This window comes from Planctomycetota bacterium (assembly GCA_035384565.1).
Classification (GTDB): Bacteria; Planctomycetota; PUPC01; order DSUN01; family DSUN01; genus DAOOIT01.
The window spans coordinates 20,055-40,904 of record DAOOIT010000053.1 but is presented as its reverse complement, the minus strand read 5'-3'; the positions used below and the strand labels follow the sequence as shown (position 1 = coordinate 40,904).

The window sequence follows — 20,850 nt, the reverse complement described above, 5'->3', positions numbered from 1 at the left end:
CTCGTCCCTACGCTCTGCGTGGGGACGGGCCTCTTGGCCGCTCCGCGGCCTCTTCGCCTTCCGGGGAAACAGGACACGGGAGTCGGAAACCTCCCGCGGGTTCCGAACCCGCGGGAGGTTGGGGTTGGACGCTGGAGCGTCCGGGTCATCGCCCCCAGGCGGAGCGTAGGGGCGAGAGACACAAGGTGGCTTAATGCCCCCGGCTCTCGCCCCTCCAACCATCCTCCCGAAGGGATTGGAACCTTCGGGAGGGAAGCCTGTGCTTCCAAGGCAGGGGGACACGGGCGCCAGGACCACAGACACTACTCGTGGCGCGAGATGAAGTTGACAGCCCGAGGCGGGTTTCCTATCATGTCATCAAGCCGGGAACCTGGGATTGCGTCAATCTCCCTCGCCAGAGCTGCCGAGGCCCGGTGTACCGTGCGCGCAAGCGCGCCGCATAGAGGAGCATCCCGTGTCCGAGCCCGTCGCCAAGCCGCCGAAGAAGGAACGCCCGCCCCGCCAGAAGATGCCGGAGCAGCCCGCAGACGTCCGGGTGCACAACTTCGACGAGGTGCCCTTTGGCCTCACGCCCGAACAGGCGCAGCTCGAAGCCAGCCGCTGCCTCCAGTGCAAGAAGCCGCCCTGTGTCACCGGCTGCCCGGTGTGCATTGACATCCCCGGATTCATCAAGCACATCGCGGCGGGGGACTTCGATGCCGCGATCCGGAAGCTGAAGGAGCAGACCACGCTGCCCGCGGTGTGTGGCCGCGTGTGCCCGCAGGAGGACCAGTGCGAGAAGTTCTGCGTGCTGGGCAAGAAGGGCGACCCTGTGGCGATCGGCTATCTGGAGCGCTTCGCGGCCGACTACGAGATGCGGCAGGGGCAAACGGTCATCCCCGAGATCGCGCCGCCCACCGGCAAGCGGGTGGCCATCGTGGGCGCCGGGCCGGCCGGCATCACCGCGGCCTTCGAGCTCGCCAAGCTCGGCCACAAGGTGACCATGTTCGAGGCCTTCCACAAGGCCGGCGGCGTGCTGGTCTATGGCATCCCCGAGTTCCGCCTCCCCAAAGCCATCGTGCAGCGAAACGTAGACACCCTGCTCAAGATGGGCGTCGAGATCCTGACGAACTACGTGGTCGGCAAGCTGGACACCGTGGACGAGCTGTTGTCGAACGGCTACCATGCGGTGTTCATCGGCACGGGAGCCGGGCTTCCGCACTTCCTGGACATTCCCGGCGAGCAGTTCAACGGCGTGCTGTCGGCCAACGAGTTCCTCACGCGCACCAATCTGATGAAGGCGTACCGCTCGGACCACGACACGCCTGTGCGGCGGGCGAAGCGGGCCGTCGTCTTCGGCGGCGGCAACGTGGCGATGGACTCGGCTCGCACGGCGCTGCGCCTGGGCGCGGAGGAGGTGTACATCCTCTACCGCCGCACGAAGGCGGAGATGCCCGCCCGCATCGAGGAGGTGCATCATGCGGTTGACGAAGGGGTGCGGTTCGAGTTCCTGGTGGCGCCCATCGAGATTCTGGGCGACGACAAGGGCTGGGTGCGCGCGGTGCGCTGCATCCGCATGAAGCTCGGCGAGCCCGACAAGTCGGGCCGGCCGCGCCCCGTGCCGATCGAAGGCTCCGAGTTCGAGTTCCCCTGCGACCAGATCATCGTGGCCATCGGCAACGGCCCGAACCCGCTCGTCCCCGCGACGACGCCCGATCTGGCCACCTCGCGGTGGGGCAACATCGTGGCCGATGAGGCCACGGGGCAGACCTCGAAGCCCGGCGTGTTCGCCGGCGGCGACATCGTCACCGGCGCCGCCACCGTCATCAAGGCCATGGGCGCGGGCAAGGCCGCCGCCAGGGCCATTCAGCAGTACCTCGTGTCGTCTCCCCGCTGACGCCTGCACCGGGCCTCCCGCCCGCAGACGCACAGACGCTCCGGAATGCCCGACACGCCCTCGGTCCGCCCGAGGAGCCTTCAGGCTGCCTTGGAACGTGCGGGCGGGCAGCCATTGCCCAGGACAACCGAACCGAGCCTCGGGGATGCCGCTCCCCCCTTCCCCTCCGGCCCGGAGGCCGCACTCCAGGCGCTCCGTTCATCCGGCTGAGATGTTGCAAGCCATTCAGAAGTAGGCTGCCGCGCCCTGGAACGCCTTCGGAATCTCGTCCCGGTTGATCTCGAGCAGGTCGCGGTAGAGGGCGTGCGCGGCCGGGCTGTTGTGCCTCACGGGATAGGCGTAGAGCGCGTGGTAGAGGGTGCGGGGGTCCTCGGTGGCGATGGCGTCGCCGAGCAGCGTCTGGTGGGTGGCCAGGGCGCTGATCGTGCCGTGGAAGGCGTCGGGGATGGCGTAGCGGCCCGCCGCGCGGAAGCGCCGGGCGCCCAGAAGCTGCGAGTACTCGAGGACCGTGCGGTCCTTGAAGCCGTCCACCGCGCCCCGGTGGGGGTGGCTGGCGACGATTCGCTCCTCGCCCAGACCGGCCAGGGCGCTGAGGATCTTGACGATGATGTCGTGGTCCTCGCGGCGGAAGGCGAAGTCGCTCTTCCAGTGCTCGGCCCAGAAGGCGGCATCGAGGTCGCGGTCGAGCAGCGCGCGGAAGCGCCGGTCGGCCTCCTCGCGGGCCTTGGGGCCGTACCTGAGGCCGGCCTCGATGCCGGCCCGCGTGAGCCGCGTCTGGTTGCGGGCCATCATCTGCTCGTAGAAGAGGTGGGCCATGCCGTCGCCCTCGGTGGAGAAGATCACGACGCCGAACTTGTGGAACAGCTCGACGAGGCGGCGGAGGCCGTAGGTGATGTTCTGCTTCGTGACGGCGTTCCACCACGGCTGGTAGCGGGGCGGGCGCCAGTCGGGCGTGAGGTGCTTCGCCAGCAGCTTGTAGAGGTCCTGGCCCCGGTAGGTGCCGCCCAGGATGAAGCTGAGGTGGTTCACGCCGGCGACGTCGAGCACGAAGTCGTGGCACAGTTCGTCACGCCCCATCAGGCGCGGCAGATCCCAGGCGTGATTCTGGTAGCCGGCGCACACGCCGAGGCATCGGATCTTCGTGTGGTTGTTCACCGCCGCGCTCAGCACGGCCACGGGGTTGGCGAAGTCTATGAGCCAGGCCTCGGGGCAGCGGCGCTCCATCTTCCGGGCGATGCTCATCAGGATGGGGCCGCCCTTGAGCGCCAGGAAGGCGCCGTTCGGCGAGAGCTGGTCGGAGCTCATGAAGCCGTGCTTCTGGCTCGCCAGATGGCCGAGGGCGAACGAGCGGGGCGAACCGGCCATGAGCACCACGCTCACCGCATCGGCGCCGTCGAGCGCGCGGTCGAGCGAGGCGGTCCACGTGACCTTGCACGAGAGGGCGGCGTACTCGGGCGTCTTCCGGAGCATGCGGCCCATCGCCTCGGCGCGCGGCAGGTTGAGGTCCACCAGCGCGATCTCGCCGCCGTCGAAGATGCCCTGGCGGGCCATGGCGCCCCGCAGGATGCCCAGGTGGCGGTGGGCGCCGCCGCCGACGAACACGGCCTTCATCGTTCTCTCCTCATTGGGCCAACGCGACTGCCCGATCGGTGACGAGCAGGGGATAATCGAGCACGGGCACGTTCTCGAGGGCCAGCGCGCGACCGGCCGTCCTGGCCCCGGGCAGCCTATGGACGCGGCGCGTCATGGGGTCAACGAGCACGGGGTCGGCAAGGGCGGCGTCGGGCGCCGTGGCGACCTCCATGTTCAGCGTGCGCGGCTCGAAGGGAGCCTGAAGGCTCGCGGGGAGCCAGTAGGCGTGGATGGCCTTGCCCTGGCGGGCGAACGCGGCGTCCTGGAGGTTCGCCTTCTGCTGGCCGACGAGGGCGAGCGTGAGGTCGGGCCGCCGCTTCGTTTCGGCGTCGAAGAGGGCGCACAGGCACTGATAGGCGAAATAGGCGGGTTTGGGCGTGTAGTCGGTCCCGCGCAGCAGGCCTTTGAAATTCGTCTTCCCGCGATAGCCCACGAGGTCTACCGTGTGAAAATAGCTCGTCAGCTCGACGCCGAGGCGCAGGTCCGAGAGGATGCGGCGCAGCAGCCACTTGGCCTGGCGCGCCTCGTCCCAGTCCAGGTTGGCGAGCGCCCCGGTGCTCTCCTTGCCGCCCTGCGAGGGGCAGCCACATTCGCCCTGCCAGAGGGCGACGCCTTTCCTGTAGCCGTCGAGCAGCTTGCGGAGGGCGGCGATCTCGCCGTCGTAGCCGGCCTCGGGCACTGGGCGGTAGGGGTGGTACGAAAGCTTGTCCACGTGCTCGGCCAGGCCGGCGTCGAGGCAGGCCTTGATGTAGGGCATGGGGATGCCCGCAGTGGCGCCGCCGATGAGCACCGCGTCGGGCACGGCCTTGCGAATCTCGGGCGCCGTGAGCTTCACGAGGGCCACATAGTCGGCCGCTTCGGGCTTGGCCGGCTTCCAGAACTGGGCGATGTTCGGCTCGTTCCACAGCTCCCAGTGCTTCACGCGGCCGGCGAAGTGCTGGGCGACGGCCCGCACGAAACGCACCCAGGCCTGGCGGGCCGCGTCGTCGAATACCGGCGCCCAGCCGACCGCTGCGTCGTCGGCATCGGGCGTGTAGAGCCTGTTGCCGTAGCCCAGGTTGAACCACGGCTGAACGCCGATCTTCAGCAAGGAGTCGACCACGTCGTCGAGCCAGGCGAAATCGTGCTTGCCCCTCTCGGTCTCGCAGCGGCACCAGCCCGTCTGGCAGCGCGCCCACTTGGCGCCCAGCTTCGCCAGCAGCGGACAGGCGCGGGCCGGGTCGAAGTGCCGGCGGTCGAGAGTCTCGAAGCCCACCGACAGCGGCGAGGCCGCGATGGCGCGCGCGTCGCGGGGCGCCACCACGCCGATGGCCTCGAAGGCGATGGCGGAATGCGGGGCCTCGGCAGCGAGCGCCGCCGCGGGGCCCCACGCTGCCGCGGCCAGAGCCCCGGACTTCAGGAAAGTGCGGCGAGCCATGCCCGGCACGAGCGATCTCCCGAGGGTTCCGGCCGTGCACCTGCGGCCATTCTAGCGTGGCTGGGCACCCGCTGCAAACCCGCGCTTGATCCGGGCTGCGATCTCAGGTATATGGATGGAGCAAGGCTGAACACCCGGACTCCAGGAGGACGACCGTGAGACGACGCACGATGGCTGGGGGGCTGCTGGTGGTGCTCGTGGCGCTGGCAGCGCGGCACGCCGGCGCCGGCGAGGCGGCGAAGGAGGCACCCAAGGACGCGCCCAAAGAGGCGCCGAAGCCCACCACGCACACGGTGAAGCCCGAACTCTTCAAGGTCGAGGCGCAACTCAAGGGCGTTTTCGAGACCCCCCACGTCGCCGAGGTGGTCTTCCGCCCCGAAGCCTGGGCCGAGCTCACGGTGCTCGAGGCCGCCGCGCCGGGCACCCCGGTGAAGAAGGGCGACGTGATCCTGTCGCTCGACCCGCAGAAGATTGACGAGGCGATCAAGGACGCCGAGGCCGCCCTGGCGCAGATGGACCCCGCGCTGAAGGTGGCCCTGGAGGAACTCGCCGCGGCCGAGAAGACGCTCGCCATGGACCTCGCCGCCGCCGAGCGCGCCAAGCAGTACGCCGACGAGGACCTCCAGCGCTACACGGAGACCGACCGCCCGATGGCGGTGAAGCAGGCGCACGTCGCCGTCCAGAACGCCACGAACTACCTCGAATACGAGACCGAGGAGCTGCGCCAGCTCGAGAAGATGTACAAGGCCGACGACCTGACCGAGGAGACGGAGGAGATCATCCTCAAGCGCCAGCGCGACACGGTCGAACGGGCCAAGTTCGCCCTTGAACTCGCGAAGCAGAAGTCCGACCAGACGCTCCGCATCGAGCTTCCGCGCCAGGACATCGCGACCAAAGAAAGCGCCACGCGCCAGGCGGTCGGCCTGGTGAAGGCCAAGGTGGCCATCCCGGCTTCGCTCACGAAGAAGCGGCTGGACGTCGAGAAAGGCAAGACCGACCAGGCGAAGGCCGCCGAACGGCTGGCCAAGATGAAGAAGGACCGCGAGGCGATGGTCGTGAAGGCCCCCTGCGACGGCGTGGTGTACATGGGCGGCTGCGTGCGCGGGGCCTGGCCGAGACTCGGCCAGACCCTCGAACGCGGCGCGCAGCTCAAGCCGCACGACGTCGTGATGTCGGTGGTCGTGGCCAAGGACCTCTTCGTGCGTGCCGCCGTGCCCGAGGAGCAGTTGGAGCGCGTGGCCCCTGGCGGCGAAGCCGAGGTCGTGCCGGTCGGCTTCCCCAGCACAAAGCTCGCCGCGAGCCTCGACAGCCTGTCGCCCGTGCCCGTCACGCCCGGGAACTTCGAGGCGAAGTTCCGCGTCACCGTGCCCCCGGGCGCGCCGCCGCTGGTTCCCGGGATGAACGCCAACGTGAAGCTCACGTCGTACGAGAAGCGAGATGCCCTGGCCGTGCCCGTGGCCGCGCTGGCCACGGAGGGCGAGGCCACGTTCGTCTGGGTCCAGAAGGCCGAAGGCGGGTCCGAGAAGCGCGCGGTCACCGTCGGGCGCCGGTCCGACGGCAAGGCCGAGATCACCAAGGGGCTGAGCGCGGGCGACGTGGTGCTGCTCGAGAGGCCCGAGAAGTGAGCGAGTGCGGAGTGCAGAGTGCGGAGTGCGGACTGAGCAGGTGGGCGCTGGCTCTGACCATCGCGCTCGCGGGGTGCGCGCGCGTGCCGCTGGCCGAGCGGGGGCCCAAGCCCAGGCCCATCACGCCCCCAGCGCGCCAGGCCGTCGAGCAGGCCATCCAGCGCGGCGTCCAGTTCCTCCTTACGACCCAGAACAAGGACGGCTCGTGGGGCTCGGCCCGCCGCACGAAGGGCCTGAACATCTACGCCCCCGTGCCCGGCGCGCACCACGCGTTCCACGGCGCCGTGACGGCGCTCGCCGTGGCGGCGCTCATCGAAGCTGGGGGCGCTCAGGCCAGCGAAGCGATTGACCGGGGTGAGGCCTGGCTCGTGGCCAACCTGCCCCGCGTGCGCCGCGCCGAGCCGGCGGCCCTCTACAACTGCTGGAGCCACGCCTACGGCATCCAGGCCCTCGTGCGCCTCGCGGAGCGCCACGCCGCCGACCCCGCCCGCCGCGACCGGCTTCTGAAGCTGGCGCAGGAGCAGGTCCAGATGCTCGAACGCTACGAATCCGTGGCCGGCGGCTGGGGCTACTACGACTTCGGCGCCCACACGCAGAGGCCCGACAGCCACCCCACGAGCTTCACCACGGCCGCCGCGCTCGTCGCGCTCCACGAGGCCAAGGCCGCCGGCGTCGCCGTGCCCAACCGTCTGGTCGAGCGGGCCATGGCCACGATGCGGCGCCAGCGGAGCCCCGACTTCACCTACCTCTACAGCGAGAACCACCGCTGGTGGCCCAGGGCCAATATCAACCTCCCCGGCGGCAGTTTGGGCCGCTCCCAGGCCGGCAACATCGCCATGCGCCTCTGGGGCGACACCACGGTGACCGATGGCATCCTCAAGGCCTGGCTCAACCGCCTCTTCGCCCGCAACGACTGGCTGGGCATCGGCGCCAAGAGGCCGATCCCGCACGAATCCTGGTTCCAGGTCGCCGGCTACTTCTACTACTTCGGCCACTACTATGCCGCCTTGTGCATCGGCCAGTTGGACCCTGCCGATCGCCCTTGCTTCCAGGGCCACCTCGCCCACATCCTGCTCGCGCGCCAGGAGAAGGACGGCTCGTGGTGGGATTACCCGCTCTACGACTACCATCAAGCGTACGGCACCGCCTTCGCCCTCATGAGCCTGGTGCGCTGCCTGCCCGCTAGCTAGCCCCCAGAAGGCCTGCCGAGTCTGGGGAGTCTTGAGGTTGCGCCAGCCTGCCCCGCTTCGCTTCGCGCGCTTGCTTTCGACGCCCATTGGCGATATGATCTTGCCCCTGGTGTTTGTTTCCCCGATACCCAGTGCCGGGAGCGAAGGCAGGTGCCCACAGGCGTCCACATCCACACGGTGCGAATCCCCTCGCGGGCAGAGTCGCGCTACGAGGTACGCGTGGGCAGGGGCATTCTAGGGGGGCTCGTGCCTGAACTGAGACCCGGGCGCGACGCCAATCGCTTGTTCGTGGTCACGGACTCCAACGTCCAACGCGCGGGCCACTTGGCCACGCTGGCGGGCGCGACAGGCATCGGCGCGTTCGTCATCGAGCCGCCGGGCGAGGGGGCAAAGACGCTCCGCACGGTCGAGTCCATCGTAAGTGTCCTTGAACGCGAGCGTTATGGCCGCGACACCACGCTCATCGCCCTGGGGGGCGGCGTGGTGGGCGACGTGGCGGGCTTCGCCGCCGCCATCTTCAAGCGCGGCGTACCCTGCGTCCAGGTGCCCACCACCACGGTCGCCCAGGCCGACTCGGCCATCGGCGGCAAGGTGGGGGTGGACAGCCAGTTGTCGAAGAACGCCTACGGTGCCTTCTCCCATCCGCTTGCCGTATATATAGATGTGGCGACGCTCGCGACCCTCGACGATCGCCACTACCGCGCCGGCCTGGTGGAGTCGGTCAAACACGCCCTCATCGCTGATGTGGGCTATCTGGACTTTCTGGAGGCCCACCTGGTCGAGGTGCTCGCCCGCGACCCGGCGACGCTCACCGAGTTGGCGCTCCGCAACTGCGCCATCAAAGGCGACGTCGTGTTCCGCGACCCCGAGGAGGCTAACCTGCGGCGGATACTGAACTTCGGTCACACCATCGGCCACGCCGTCGAGTCGGCCACGGGCTACGCGCTCCTCCACGGCGAGGCGGTGGCAATCGGCATCGTGGGAGCCTGCCGCCTCGGCGAGCGCCTGGGCGTGACCGCGCCCGCCGTCTCGCGCCGTTGCGTGGCCGTGCTGGAGCGTCTGGGCATGCCCGTACACCTGCCGCAGGGGCTTCGGGATACGCAACTGACCGATCTCATGACGCGGGACAAGAAGGCCCGCGGCGGCGCCCCGCGCTTCGTGCTCATCGAGGCGATCGGCCAGGTCTATGCGCCGTGTGGCCAATACGCCATCGAGGTGCCGCCCGAGGCCCTCCGAGCCGCGCTGAAGGACATCCGGGGGCAATGAAGCTGTGGACTGCCCCCACGCCCATGAAGCCAAGGAGAGCTTGATGTTTCGACCGCAGATCAAGGTGGTGGACTGCACGATCCGCGATGGCGGCCTGATGAACGAGTGGAAATTCGATGACGACTTCGTGCGCGCCGTGTATCACGCCTGCGCCGAAGCCCACGTGGACTACATGGAGATCGGCTACATCAGCTCCGAGAAGTACTTCTCGCGGGCGGAGAACGGCCCCTGGAAGTTCTGCTCGGAGCCCGACCTGCGGCGCATCGTGGGCGACAACCACACCGAGCTCAAGCTCTCGGCCATGGCCGACATCGGGCGCGTGGACCACGACGACATCCCGGCGAAGGCCGATAGCGTCCTCAACATGATCCGCGTCGCCTGCTACGTCCACCAGATGGACAAGGCGATCGAGATGGCCGAGCACTGCCTGGACAAGGGCTATGAGGTGACGATCAACCTCATGGCCGTCTCGAAGGTCATGGAGCGCGACCTCGACGAGGCCCTCGACGACGTGGCGAAGAGCCGCGTGCCCGTGCTCTACATCGTGGACAGCTTCGGCGCCATGTACTGCGAGCAGGTGGAGGCCCTGGCCAAGAAGTATCACGCCGCCCTCCCCGGGCGCACCATCGGCTTCCACGGCCACAACAACCAGCAGCTCGCTTTCGCCAACACCATCGAGGCGATCATCCACAACTGCAACATGCTCGACGGCTCGCTGCTCGGCGTCGGCCGCGGCGCCGGCAACTGCCCCCTCGAATGCCTCATGTCGTTCCTGAAGAACCCCAAGTTCCGCGTCCGGCCCCTCCTCAAGGCCATTCAGGACAAGATCATCCCCCTCAGCAAACAGATCTACTGGGGCTACCACATCCCCTACCTGGTCTCGGGCGTCATGAACGAACACCCCCGCGCCGCCATGGCCTGGATGGAGTCCGACCGCCGCGAGGATATTGTGGGATTCTACGACAGCGTCGTCACAGACGATACCCTGGCGTGAGGGTTCGGTCCCAGTCTCCCCAGACTCCCTGGGGCGAGGAAGATGGGCGAGTCTGGGGGGTCGTGGACGTGCCGCCGGAGGGCGAGCGCCCGTGACCCCACCCTCCCGACCCCAACCTCCCGCGGGTTCGCAACCCGCGGGAGGTTAGCACCGAAAGGAGAGCGCCCGTGAGCGGCCGAAAGAGCCTCCAGACGGTCGGCGTTGTCGTGGTCGGCCTCGTCGCAGCAGGTTGCGGAGTGCCGAGAACGGGCGACCTGACGCCTCCACGCACGATACGGCGCCTGGGCGGCCCGCCCGTCGTCCTCGTCCAGGACGGGCAACCGAAGGCTTGCATCGCTGTCGTGGTGCCCAACGAGCGCCACTCGGCCGCCCTCCAGGCCGCCGTGAAGGACCTCCAGCACTTCATCAAGCTGGCCACAGGGGCCGAGCTGCCCATCATCCAGGGCAAGTTCCACGGCACGGCCATCGTGGTCGGCGAGCCGAGCCTCGGCGGCGACCGCATGCCCGTGGAGGGATTCGCCATCCGGGCCGAGGGCGACAAGGTGCTCATCGCCGGCCGCGACGGCGAAGTGGCCCCGCACACACTGTCCTGCGGCACGGCCTGGGGCATCTACGACTTCCTGGAGCGCTTCGTTGGCGTCCGCTGGTACTTCCCGGGCGACATCGGCGCCTCGGTGCCGACAAGCAGAGACCTGGTGGTCCCCCCCGTGCTCGTCGAGGACGCGCCGGTGTTCCTCAAGCGCGAGATCTGGCCCTCGGGAGGCCCCACGGTGACACCGCACACCGGCGCCCACCACCGCCGCATGCGGTCGAACGACGCCTGGCCCGTCCGCCTCCAGGTGCACAGCCCCACGGGCTGGCCGGCCATCTACGGCAAGGAGCGGCCCGAGTGCTTCGAGCGGCGCTCCGATGGCTCGCGGAACCTCGACATGCTCTGCTACGGCCACCCCCGCACGCTCGAAACCTACCTCGAGACCCTGGCCGCCTTCTACGAGAGGGGCGACAAGGCGCCCTGGGGCGGCAAGCCGCCCATCGGCAACTCGATCACGGTGTCGCCCAACGACATGGCCGTCTCGTGCACCTGCGAGCACTGCCGCAAGCTCTGGCAGCCCGAAGGCGGCCAGTACGGCACCGCGTCGAAGGTCATCGCCACCTTCGTGGCCAACCTGGCCCGCGAGGTGAAGAAGCGCTGGCCCGACAAGACCGTCATCTACCTGCCCTACCAGAACTACACCAACGTGCCCCCGGGCGTCGAGTTCCCCGACAATGTCGAGGTCCAGCTCTGCGGCATGCCCGGCCTCGCCCAGTGCAAAGAGCCGGCCATCGCCGCCAGCGAGCAGGCGAACATAGATGGCTGGGTGCGCCTGACCGGCCGCCGCATCCAGAACTGGCACTACTCGTGCTGGCCCGAGGACCAGACCCGCGCCGCCTACCTCTTCCCCCGCGTCGTCCAGCGCCACTACGCGGCGAACCGCCGCAAGACCGTCGGCAGCTTCATCAACGGCGAGCGCGACCACTGGGACCGCCAGAACCTCAGCCTCTACGTCTGGATGAAGTGCCTGTGGAACCCCGACCTCGACGTGGACGCCGTGATCGCCGAATACTGCCGCCGCATGTTCGGCGCCGCCGCGGCCACGATGCGCGAACTCGTCGCCCTCCAGACAGACGGCTGGGAGAAGAGCCGCTGGCCCGACGCCACGCTCTCGCCCAAGGGCATCTACGAGGTGAGCTATCCGCCCGAAACCATCGCCAGGATGGAGGCATTGCTCGCACAGGCACGGCGCGAGGCGGCGGGCGATGCCCTGGTGCTCCAGCGCCTCGACTACCTCGGCAAGCCTCTGGCCGACTTCTTCGCCGAGGCCCGCGACTACGCCGAGAGCGGCAACCGCACGCCGCTCGTCGTGCCCAGAGCCGCCGCCGAGCCGATCATTGACGGCAAGCTCGACGAAGAGGTCTGGAACAAGGCGAAAGCGGTCACCTTCATCCGCGCCACCGACAAGGCGAGCCCCCAGTGCCAGTTCCCCACGACGCTCAAGGCCGTGTGGACGCCCCGCGGCGTGACCTTCGGCTTCCGCATGACCGAACCGACGCCCGACAGGCTCCGCCGCGACATCCAGGGACGCGACGACTCCCTCGCGTGGTGGAACGACAACGTCGAGCTGTTCCTGGACGCCACCGGCCAGCGCACCGGCTACTACCAGCTCATCATCAACCCCAACGGCGCCGTGTTCGACGCCAAAGGGCGCAGCGTGGAGTGGACGTGCGAGGGCCTGAAGGCCGCGGCGCACGTGGGGGCCGACTTCTGGAGCCTGGAGGTCTTCGTGCCCATCGCCGCGTTCGCCGACGCCGTGGCCCCGGCGCCGGGCGCCCAGTGGTTCGGCAATTTCACCCGCCATCGCGTGTGCGACGGCAAGCCCCGCGAGTACCAGCGCCTCAACACCACCTTCGCGGGACCCAGCAACAACATGATGGCCTTCGGCCCCATTCGCTTCACGGAGTAGTTCGGAGTCCCGCCTTCAGGCGGTCCTGGGTTGGAGTTCCGCCTTCAGGCCGTCCTCGCCCTTGCCAGGAGACATCGTCTTGGCCTTTGCCCGCGCGGAAGTGCAAACCTGCAATGGCGTTCCGACCCTCGTCGTGGAGGGCCAGCCGCTCCACGGCATGACAGCCACGAGCTGCGCCTTCGACGATCCCGCCGTCGTGCGGGGCTTCGTCGAGGGCGGCGCCGAACTCCTGATGATCTGGATCGAGGCCGGCATTCACTGCTGGAAGGGGGAGGGAAGCTACGACTGGGGCTACGCGGAGAGGAAGCTGGCCTTCTTCGAACAGCACGGCGGCGACACCCGCTGGATCATCCGCGTGCGCCTGGGCCTCCTCGCCCCCTGGTTCGCCCAGGCCTATCCCAGCGAAGTCCACAAAGGCGGCGATCTGTCGGTCTGCAACATCGCCTCATCGGTCTGGTGTGAGAAGGTCTGTGGCCTCGTGCGCGACTTCGTAGCCTGGCTCAAGACCACCCGCTGGGCGCCGCGCATCATCGGTTTCATGCTCAACGCCGGCTCGACCGAGGAGTGGCTGATCTTCGACACCGACGAGACCACGCGCGGTCGCTACCACGGGGTCTACCCCCGCGAGTTCCGGGCCTGGCTGCGCCGCACCTACGCCGACGAGGCGGCCCTCCGCGCGGCGTGGAACGACCCGAAGGCCGCCTTCGACACCGCAACCTGCCCCACGGGCCACCTGCGCAAGGGCAGCCACATCTGGGGGCCGTTCAGCCTGCGCGACCCCGCCGTCGAGCGGCCGGCGATTGACTACTACCGATTCCTCAACACCACGCTGGCCGACCATCTCATCGCCGTCTGCCGCGCCGCCAAGGAGGCGGCGGGCACGCCCATCCTGTGCGGCGGCTTCCACAGCTACCTGTGGTGGGAGACCGGCGTCTACAGCTACATCCAGGAATACGGCCACGGCCTGATTCAGCGGCTCAAGGACAGCCCGTGGGTGGACTTCGTGTCGGACATCACGAGCTACGACGGTCGCTATCCCGGCGGCCCCTCGGGCTATCTCGGCCTCCCCCACAGCCTCCACCTGGGCGGCAAGCTCCACTACACCGAAGTAGACCTCGTCACCGTGGCGGCGATTCCAGAGGCCAATCTGCAACCCGCAATCCGCGGTCCGCAGTCTCCCCCCCTGCCCGACAAGCTGTGGAAGTGGGACCTCAATTTCTGCGGGCGCGACATGGACGAGCAGATTGCACTGCTCCAGCGCGAGCACGCGCACAACCTGGTCACGGGCACGCCCTACTGGTGGTTCGACATTCGCTGCCGCAACTACACCCCGCCGCCCATCGTGGCGGAGATGAAGCGGCTCTCGGACATCGGGAAGCGGGCGGTCGAGTGGAACCGCCGCTCGGCGAGCCAGGTGGCCTTCGTGTGCTCCGAGGACACCCCGATGTTCCAGGCGGCGATGAGCGGCGAGTTGATCCGCTTCGAGCTGGAGTGCCACCACCCGCTGCTGCTCGACCTCGCGGCCCGCCAGTGGGGCCTCGCGGGCGTGCCCTTCGACACCTACGAGCTTCACGACCTGGCGCACCCCGATTTCCCCGGCGACCAGTACCGCCTGCTCGTCTTCGTGAACTGCGCCTATGTCTCGCCCCGTGCCGCCGAGGGCATCCGCCGCTGGCAGAATGGCGACCGCGTGTTCTGCTGGACCTACGCGGCCGCCGTCCTCGACGAGACGCGCCTCGACCCCGCCACTGGCGCGGAACTCGTCGGCCTGCGCCTCGGCTGGAAGCGCGAGCGGCGCCAGATTCGCGTGATGGTGGATGACAGCGGCTACCCGCTCACGCGAGGCGGCGAGGGACTCAGCTTCGGCACCGAAGGCTCGGTAGGCCCCGTTTTCTTCGCCGACGACCCGGAGGCCTGCGTCTTCGGGCGCCTGCGCGACGGCGGCGAGCCCGCCTTCGCCCTCCGCCACCACGACGGCTGGCGGAGCGTGTACCTGGCGATGCTCAACTTCGGCCCGAAGCTCCTCCGCAACCTGGCCCGCTTCGCCGGCGCTCACGTGTGGTGCGAGAGCGACGACGTGATCTACGCCAATCGCTCACTCGTCTGCCTCCACACCGCGTCGGCGGGCGACAAGGTCATTCGCCTGCCCCGGCCCGCCATCGCGACCGATTTGTGGACCTGCGAGCGCTCGCCCGAGCCGAGCGAGACGATTCGCGTGGCCATGCCCGCCTATCGCACGCGGCTGTGGCGGCTCACTCCACCGTGATCGAGTAGGCCGTCAGCGGCTCGGCCTCGATCGCCTGCACGTGCTCCTTCGCTCCTGCCGGAATCGCTACCCCCTTGGCGAGGACCTCGAAGCCCTCGCCCGTGGCTCTCGAGATAGTGAGGTTTCGCGCCGCCGTCGCGGGCGGCAGTGCGAGCTTGAGGCTCACCTTCACCCTCGGGTAAGCGATTCCCTTGGCATAGTCCTTGTAGCCTGTGCCGTCGTAGGCCCAGCCGTAGTAGAGCAGAGCGTTGAGCTTGCCGCCGTTCTCGCTGGCATCGAGGTGCAGGTGGTCGAGGAGGCGGGGGCTCGTGTCGGCGGAGGCGAGCGCCTTCGTCGTCGCGACGCGACGGCCGCGGAAGTCGCGCCAGATCCAGAAGGCATCGTAGGCGTCGTGGATCGGCGTGCCCCTCGGGCCCACCACGTCCTTCGGCCCCCAGCCGGCCCATAGCACGCCGAACATGTAGATCGGCTCGACGTACTGCCACAGGCGGTAGTGAATGGTGCCCAACAGGTCCTCGCGCGGCACCGACGCGAACCAGCGGGTCATCATGTAGTCGAACTTCTCGCGGCCCTGGATCCAGAAGTCCCACTCGGTGATCATCAGCTTCAGGTTGCTCAGCCCCTTCGAGCGGGCGTAGGCCTGAATCCCATCGGTGAAGCGGTAGAACTCGCTCGCCGTCCAGCCGTAGGGATGGAAGGAGAGCCAGTCAATCTCACCGCCCGCCTCGTCGAGCAGTTGGCGAATGTAGCGCATCTGGTAGGGGGCGTAGGAGCCGACGAGGACGCCCGGGTGGTCGCGGTGGACCCGCTGGCCGACGGCTTTCACGATTCGCACCCAGCCGGGCAGGCTCTTGTGGTCGAGCTCGGGCTCGTTCCCAAGGTCCACGTACTTCACGTTCAGCTCGTAATTCGGGCTGCCTTTGCGGCCGCGGTTGGCGTGCTCCAGGAAGGCGCCGACCATCTCCGCGATTTCGGCGGCGTCGCGCTCTGTCGCCTCGCCGAGCCAGTGCCCCTCCTTCCACATCCACTTGGGCGAGCCGTACTGGATGCCGTGGCAGCACAGGATCGGCTCAGTGCCGTAGGCTTGGCACTCGGCGATGTAGGCGTCAATGCCCTTCTTGTTGATCCGCGACCAGTCAGTGACGTTCGGGTCGTCGTTGTCGTTCTGCGGCTCCCACTTGTCGCCCTTGTCGCCCGCGGGTACGCCCTCGATGGCCGTGGCATCGGGATAGCCGCGCGAGATGGCGCCCTTGGGGTTCAGGGCCATGTAGTTCTCTAGGGCGACGTCCCTGATCCCTTCATTGCCGTGGATGCTGAAGATGCCGGGGGCAATGGCGTTGAGCGGTCTCGTGAAGTCCACGCTGGCCCTCACCTCGGCCTGGGCATCCCTGAGTGTCGCCCTCTGGTTCTTCGAGTTGGCTCCGACCCACTCGAAGAGCTGGGCGTAGTACTTGCCGAAATCCTGCCAACCCTGGGCGAACTTCTCCGACTGCTCGTCGTTGGCGAAGATGGAGGCGGAGAAGACGGCACGGCCCCGCCCGAAGTCCCAGGCCGTGAGCACGGGGGCCTGCTCGACGTATTCCTGCTCGCGCGCCCGCATGGCCGCGGGCTTGTAGGAGAAGGCCAGGTCGGGCATCGGCTTGCCGTCGGGCGTGAGGAGTTCGAGTTTGAAACCCCACCAGCCGGTCTTCTCGACGCACTTGATCAGCACCTCGTTCCAGCCGCGCGCCAGCTCGGCCTCGGCCTTGCCGGGCCACGCGCCCGCCTTCTTGGGATCGCCGGGCAGTTGTTTCCCGTTGACCCAGACCTTTATCCCGTCGTCGGCGAAGCCGGCGCAGAGCACCTTGCGGGCGTCGGGACTCTTGACATAGAGCACCGCATAGGCCAGCACATTGTCGTTCGGCGTGAGCAGCTTGTTGAGGTCGAGGACGCCCGTGCCCCGGGCCCTGGCGCGCTGCCACCTGAGAGGCTCCCTCTGCCCCTCGACCGTATAGCTGGCCGACAGGTCAATCTTCCTCTCAGGCTCGTAGGCAACGTCCCAGCCGCCCGTGCCGCCTGGATTCGGCCAGGGGCCGATGACCTGCCAGGGCAGGACTGCGATGCGGGGCGTGGCGAGGAGCACGGTGGCGCCCTTCTTGGCCGGCATGTTCACGGCGCGGCCCAGGGGCGGAGCGGCCGCCCAGTCCAGCCCCCTCACAATCGGATGGCGGCGGCTGAGGAGGTCCGGCATGAAGCTCTCGACATCCACCCAGTTCTCGAACTCGCCCCACTCGTTGGCCTCAGGCCACGCCGTGGGCAGGGCCTCTTCGAAGGGCTGGCCCTTCACCTTCATCCCGATGCCCCACTTGTGGTTGGCGCAGTAGATCAAGCCGCCGCCGTTCCTCACGAAATCGCGCACCGCGGTCTGAAACTGGTCGGAGAGGTGGACCATGAGGTCGCCGATGAGCAGAACGTCGAATTGGCTCAGATAATCGGCATCGAGATACTGCTGGGCGATGTAGTTGGGGATATGGGTGAACGCGAAGCGGCCTGGGGCGATGGCCTCCACCTTCTGCTCGATGTACCGGCCGCGGTAGATCTGCGGCTTGCCCTCCTTGTCGCGCATCCAGAGGTTCTGATACCAGGGCTGGTTCTTCCAGTCGCCCGTGGTCGCCAGCACCTGAATGGGCCGTTGGGCGGCCATTGCCTCGAAGGCCAGCACGATTGAGAACGCCACGATGCCTCGCCGCATGGTCGTCACGCTCCTTGCTGGTAAGACAGACAGGACGGATAGGACTAATGGGACCCATGGGACAGATAAGGCAGGTCCGTTCCTGCCCTGGCTGTCCCATCGGTCCTATCCGTCCTATCTCTTCTCTCGCTTGCAACACAACACGCGAGCCGCGAAATCGGCGCTGGCGACGGCCTTTCCCTCATCGGTGAGGTAAGCCAGCACAGTGTAAAGGCCCTCCGCCGCCTGCCCGCCCAGCTTCACCTTGAACACGCACTCGGCCTCGCCCCTGGGCTCGATGGCCACCGGCCTGGTTCTCGGCTCCGCGGTCACGCCCTCGGGCAGGCTCAAGCCCACTTCGCCCTGGATGGCGGAGCTCGTGATGTTGCGCACGCGAAAGCGGAGTTCGGCCTCGCCGCCCGGAGCGACGATACGCTTCTTCGGCAGTTCGTGGACGAAGAATGCCTTGGCCGGGCCGCCGTCCAAGCCATAGACCTCCACGGCCCGAAGCGTGGAGAGCTTGGGGATCCACTCGATGCTCTCAAAGAGGCAGGAATTGACCATGTGCACCAGCACCCGCACACGGTCAGTCGTCACAGGCTCGAAGCGGTGCTCGGTGACGAAGCGGTGGCGGTTGCCGCGAACCGAATCCACGGTCTTCCATTGGCCGTCCACGAACGCCTGGACGTCCCAGTCGCGCAGCACACGCTCCCAGGCGCCGTAGTCATGCCACACGCGGACGCGGGCGACGGGGACGGGCTTGGGGAGCTTGACCTCGAACCAGTCGGGCCACTGGTCCTTGCCGGACTCGTCCTCATCCCAGCCGCGGCGGGCACCCGTGAGCGCTCCTGCCGATGACCAGCAGGTGGGGTCGCCCACGATGGCGGTTGAGGGCGGCAGCGGCTCGCCCTTCTTGGGCTTGGCGACGGAGGAGGCCGAGGCGGTCGCGCCGAGCGTGGGTATCGCCATGTTGATTCGGACGCGGAGGCCGTCGTAGAGCGGCTCAATCCTGTTCTTCGCCCCCACGGCGAGGTAGGTCGGGTCGCCCGAGATGGTGAGGCGGAGCTTGCCTGCCTCGGGTTTGATGGTGCGGCGGTTGCCCATCAGGTCCGTGGCTACCACTTCGGGGGCGTCGGTAGCAAGGTCCAGCTCTGCCGGCTCGTCGCTCGTGAAAGCCACGGCAACGGTCCGCGAAGCGTCGCGGTAGAGCTGGAAGTAGTGGCCGAACGTGGGCAGCGGAATCTCCCGCTCGAACTTCGCGTCGCGCAGGCACTCGTTCATCACCTGGATGGCGATGGCGGCGGGAGTGGGGTAGTTGTAGGTGACGAGGAAGAACTCGTTGTAGCCATGCTCGACGAGGTAGAAGTCGTAGATGCGGTCGCGTGGGATGGCCATCGCCTCGGCATTGAGGTGCATCAGGGCGGCGTGGCGGGCCTGGCTCTGGCGGAAGGCGTTGAAGCGGTCGTAGACGTAGTCGTTGAACATCCAGCCGCGGTGCCACGCGCTCTCGGTCATCCAGATGCCGTGCGAGGTGTCCTTGTGGTCGCGGAGCACCTGCCACCATTCGTCCAGCTCGGAGCGATAGACCTCCTGGAAGCCGTTGCCGGTGTAGGGATGGAACGACACGCCATCGAAGAACTTGTCGCCACCCAGCTCGTAGAGGCGGCGGAGCCAGCGATACTTGTCAAGTCCGCACAGGGACCCGCCGAGGAAGTTGGCTTGGGGATTGCCCGCCTTCACGGCGGGGTATTGGAACTTGAGGATGTCCTCGATGTACTTCTCGGGCGGCATGGAGAGGTCAGGCTCGTTGATCGGCTCCCAGATGGCGACGCCGAACTTGGCGGCCTCGCGGGCATACTCGGTGAGGTAGCGGGCCTTGGCCTCGACGATGGCCTTCTTGCGTTGCTCCGCATCGGGGTGTTTCTCCGCGAACCACTTGTCGAGGTCGCCCGACCAGTCCAGGCCCGTGAACGAGAAGAGGCCTTTGAGTGTGCCTTGCCTTGCCGGCTCCAGGTACGAGGCAAACCTCTTCGCCCAGGCCTCCCAGTCAATCGAGCCGTCGGCCTTGTGGTGCTCGCGCCAAGTGTTGGCGAAGGAAGGGTTGAGGCGGATGCCGCGCATCCCCAGGATATTCGCCCACAGCATCTCGCTGTCCACCCCGCCCTTGCCATCCAGCGCTCGGAGACTGGGGTTCTCGGGGCGGATGCGCGAGAAGGAGACATCCCAGATTCGCTGGGCGCTTCGGATTGTCGCGCTTTCGCGCGAAAGCGCGGCGGTCCCTTCCGCCCGCGCGAGGGTGAGACGCGCGCGGAAGTAGCCCATCTCGTTCGGCGTCAGGTCAACCACGACTTCGGACGGCGCGCCCGCCTCGAGGGTCAATGGTTGCTCCCCTTCGGCGACCTCCCGCTGGAGGTGGTCCTCGGTGCGCCAGCGGAGGAGCCACTTGCCGGGGACGAGGTAGTCCTTGGCGAAGTCGAGGTGGTAGAGCACCCGCTCATCCTCGTAGAAGAGGCTGCGGGGCTTGTCGGGGCGGAGGGTGAAGTAGGGCGCCGGCTCGATGGCGCCCTTGCCGGGGGCGATGGCGAGCGTGATGACGTTCTCCCCCTTGGCCTCGCGGAGGGCGAAGTAGCCGCGCTTCGAGTTGAGGGCCTCGTTGGTGTAGGGGTCGCGCTTGCCGATGGCGTAGTGCGCCACGCCCGTGATGCCGCGAAGTTCCAGCCGCGTGCCGTCGGCATAGGCGACCTCGATCTCTGGCCAGTAGCGGCCGTACATCTGGTAGAAAGAGAAGATGTGGCGGGAGCAGATGTAGTTGGCCGGGAGGGCATCCTCGTCGCCGCTGCGGAGGTTCCTCACCGCCAGCGCCTCGTCGCCGAAGACGCCCGAGATGTCGAACGTCGGCGCGTCGGCCTTGCCCTTGCCCTTCGGCGCGCGGAGCGACGCAGGGATGATCTCGACCTTGTCGGGCAGGAAATGCAGCGTGAAGCCGGGCAGATCGGGCAGGTCCGATTGCGGATGGCGGATAGCGGACTGCGGACTCTCGGCCGGCTCGCCCTCGCGGAGGGTGATGCGGCGCTCCTGCGCGTCGAGGACGATGTCGCGCAGGGACTTCACCTTGCGGCCAAGTTCGAGGACCAGGTTGCTGATGAGCACGGTCTTGCCCGCCCGCAATCGCACGCGCCCGTCTGCGAAGACCTCGGCGGCGTAGGTATCGGCCTTCACCATGTAGGCGGGAGCCTCTTTGTCGGCCAACTCGGTGTGGGTGGGGTCGGACCTGCGGATGGTCACGTCGGCGGCGTGCGACATGGCGGCTGCGAAGGCGACGAGAGTGAACGCTCGAATCTGCACGTCGGCTCTCCTGTGCGGCCGAAGGTTG

At 68.0% G+C, this 20,850-nt stretch carries 11 protein-coding genes; 7 read left to right on the top strand and 4 right to left on the bottom strand.

Annotation, left to right across the window (positions count from 1 at the left end):
- The first annotated feature begins 454 nt into the window (after positions 1 to 454).
- The gene (gene gltA / locus PLE19_17750; protein HPD16795.1) at positions 455 to 1,876 is read left to right on the top strand and encodes an NADPH-dependent glutamate synthase; all 1,422 of its coding nucleotides are present in this window, start codon (positions 455 to 457) and stop codon (positions 1,874 to 1,876) included.
- A gap of 225 nt (positions 1,877 to 2,101) precedes the next feature.
- On the opposite strand, the gene PLE19_17745 is transcribed toward gltA, so the two are convergent.
- Complete coding sequence (locus tag PLE19_17745; GenBank protein ID HPD16794.1) at positions 2,102 to 3,487, bottom strand: hypothetical protein; 1,386 nt, start codon at positions 3,485 to 3,487, stop codon at positions 2,102 to 2,104.
- A 10-nt stretch (positions 3,488 to 3,497) separates the two neighbouring features.
- Positions 3,498 to 4,925, bottom strand: a complete 1,428-nt coding sequence (locus tag PLE19_17740; GenBank protein HPD16793.1) for a beta-glucosidase — start codon at positions 4,923 to 4,925, stop codon at positions 3,498 to 3,500.
- Between the two features lie 155 nt (positions 4,926 to 5,080).
- On the opposite strand from PLE19_17740, the gene PLE19_17735 reads away from it, so the two are divergent.
- From PLE19_17735 to PLE19_17710, 6 genes are all read left to right on the top strand, one after another.
- On the top strand, positions 5,081 to 6,550 hold the full coding sequence (locus tag PLE19_17735; protein ID HPD16792.1) for an efflux RND transporter periplasmic adaptor subunit: 1,470 nt from the start codon (positions 5,081 to 5,083) through the stop codon (positions 6,548 to 6,550).
- Positions 6,547 to 7,740, top strand: coding sequence for a prenyltransferase/squalene oxidase repeat-containing protein (locus tag PLE19_17730; protein ID HPD16791.1), 1,194 nt, complete (start codon positions 6,547 to 6,549; stop codon positions 7,738 to 7,740). The genes PLE19_17735 and PLE19_17730 overlap by 4 nt, the downstream gene beginning before the upstream one ends.
- Positions 7,741 to 7,959: 219 nt before the next feature.
- Positions 7,960 to 9,006, top strand: a complete 1,047-nt coding sequence (gene aroB / locus PLE19_17725) for a 3-dehydroquinate synthase (protein HPD16790.1) — start codon at positions 7,960 to 7,962, stop codon at positions 9,004 to 9,006.
- 43 nt (positions 9,007 to 9,049) lie between these two features.
- Positions 9,050 to 10,000, top strand: coding sequence for an aldolase catalytic domain-containing protein (locus tag PLE19_17720; GenBank protein ID HPD16789.1), 951 nt, complete (start codon positions 9,050 to 9,052; stop codon positions 9,998 to 10,000).
- A 167-nt stretch (positions 10,001 to 10,167) separates the two neighbouring features.
- Positions 10,168 to 12,501, top strand: coding sequence for a DUF4838 domain-containing protein (locus PLE19_17715; GenBank protein ID HPD16788.1), 2,334 nt, complete (start codon positions 10,168 to 10,170; stop codon positions 12,499 to 12,501).
- 79 nt (positions 12,502 to 12,580) lie between these two features.
- Entirely contained in the window at positions 12,581 to 14,767 is a 2,187-nt protein-coding gene (locus PLE19_17710; protein ID HPD16787.1) for a hypothetical protein, read from the top strand.
- Here PLE19_17710 and PLE19_17705 read toward each other — a convergent pair.
- Both PLE19_17705 and PLE19_17700 read right to left on the bottom strand, forming a co-directional pair.
- Positions 14,754 to 17,498 (bottom strand): hypothetical protein, encoded by a 2,745-nt coding sequence (locus PLE19_17705; protein HPD16786.1) that lies wholly within the window; start codon positions 17,496 to 17,498, stop codon positions 14,754 to 14,756. The genes PLE19_17710 and PLE19_17705 overlap by 14 nt on opposite strands.
- A gap of 114 nt (positions 17,499 to 17,612) precedes the next feature.
- Positions 17,613 to 20,822: a hypothetical protein gene (locus PLE19_17700; protein ID HPD16785.1), complete on the bottom strand. Its 3,210-nt coding sequence runs from the start codon at positions 20,820 to 20,822 to the stop codon at positions 17,613 to 17,615.
- Between the last annotated feature and the right edge of the window lie 28 nt (positions 20,823 to 20,850).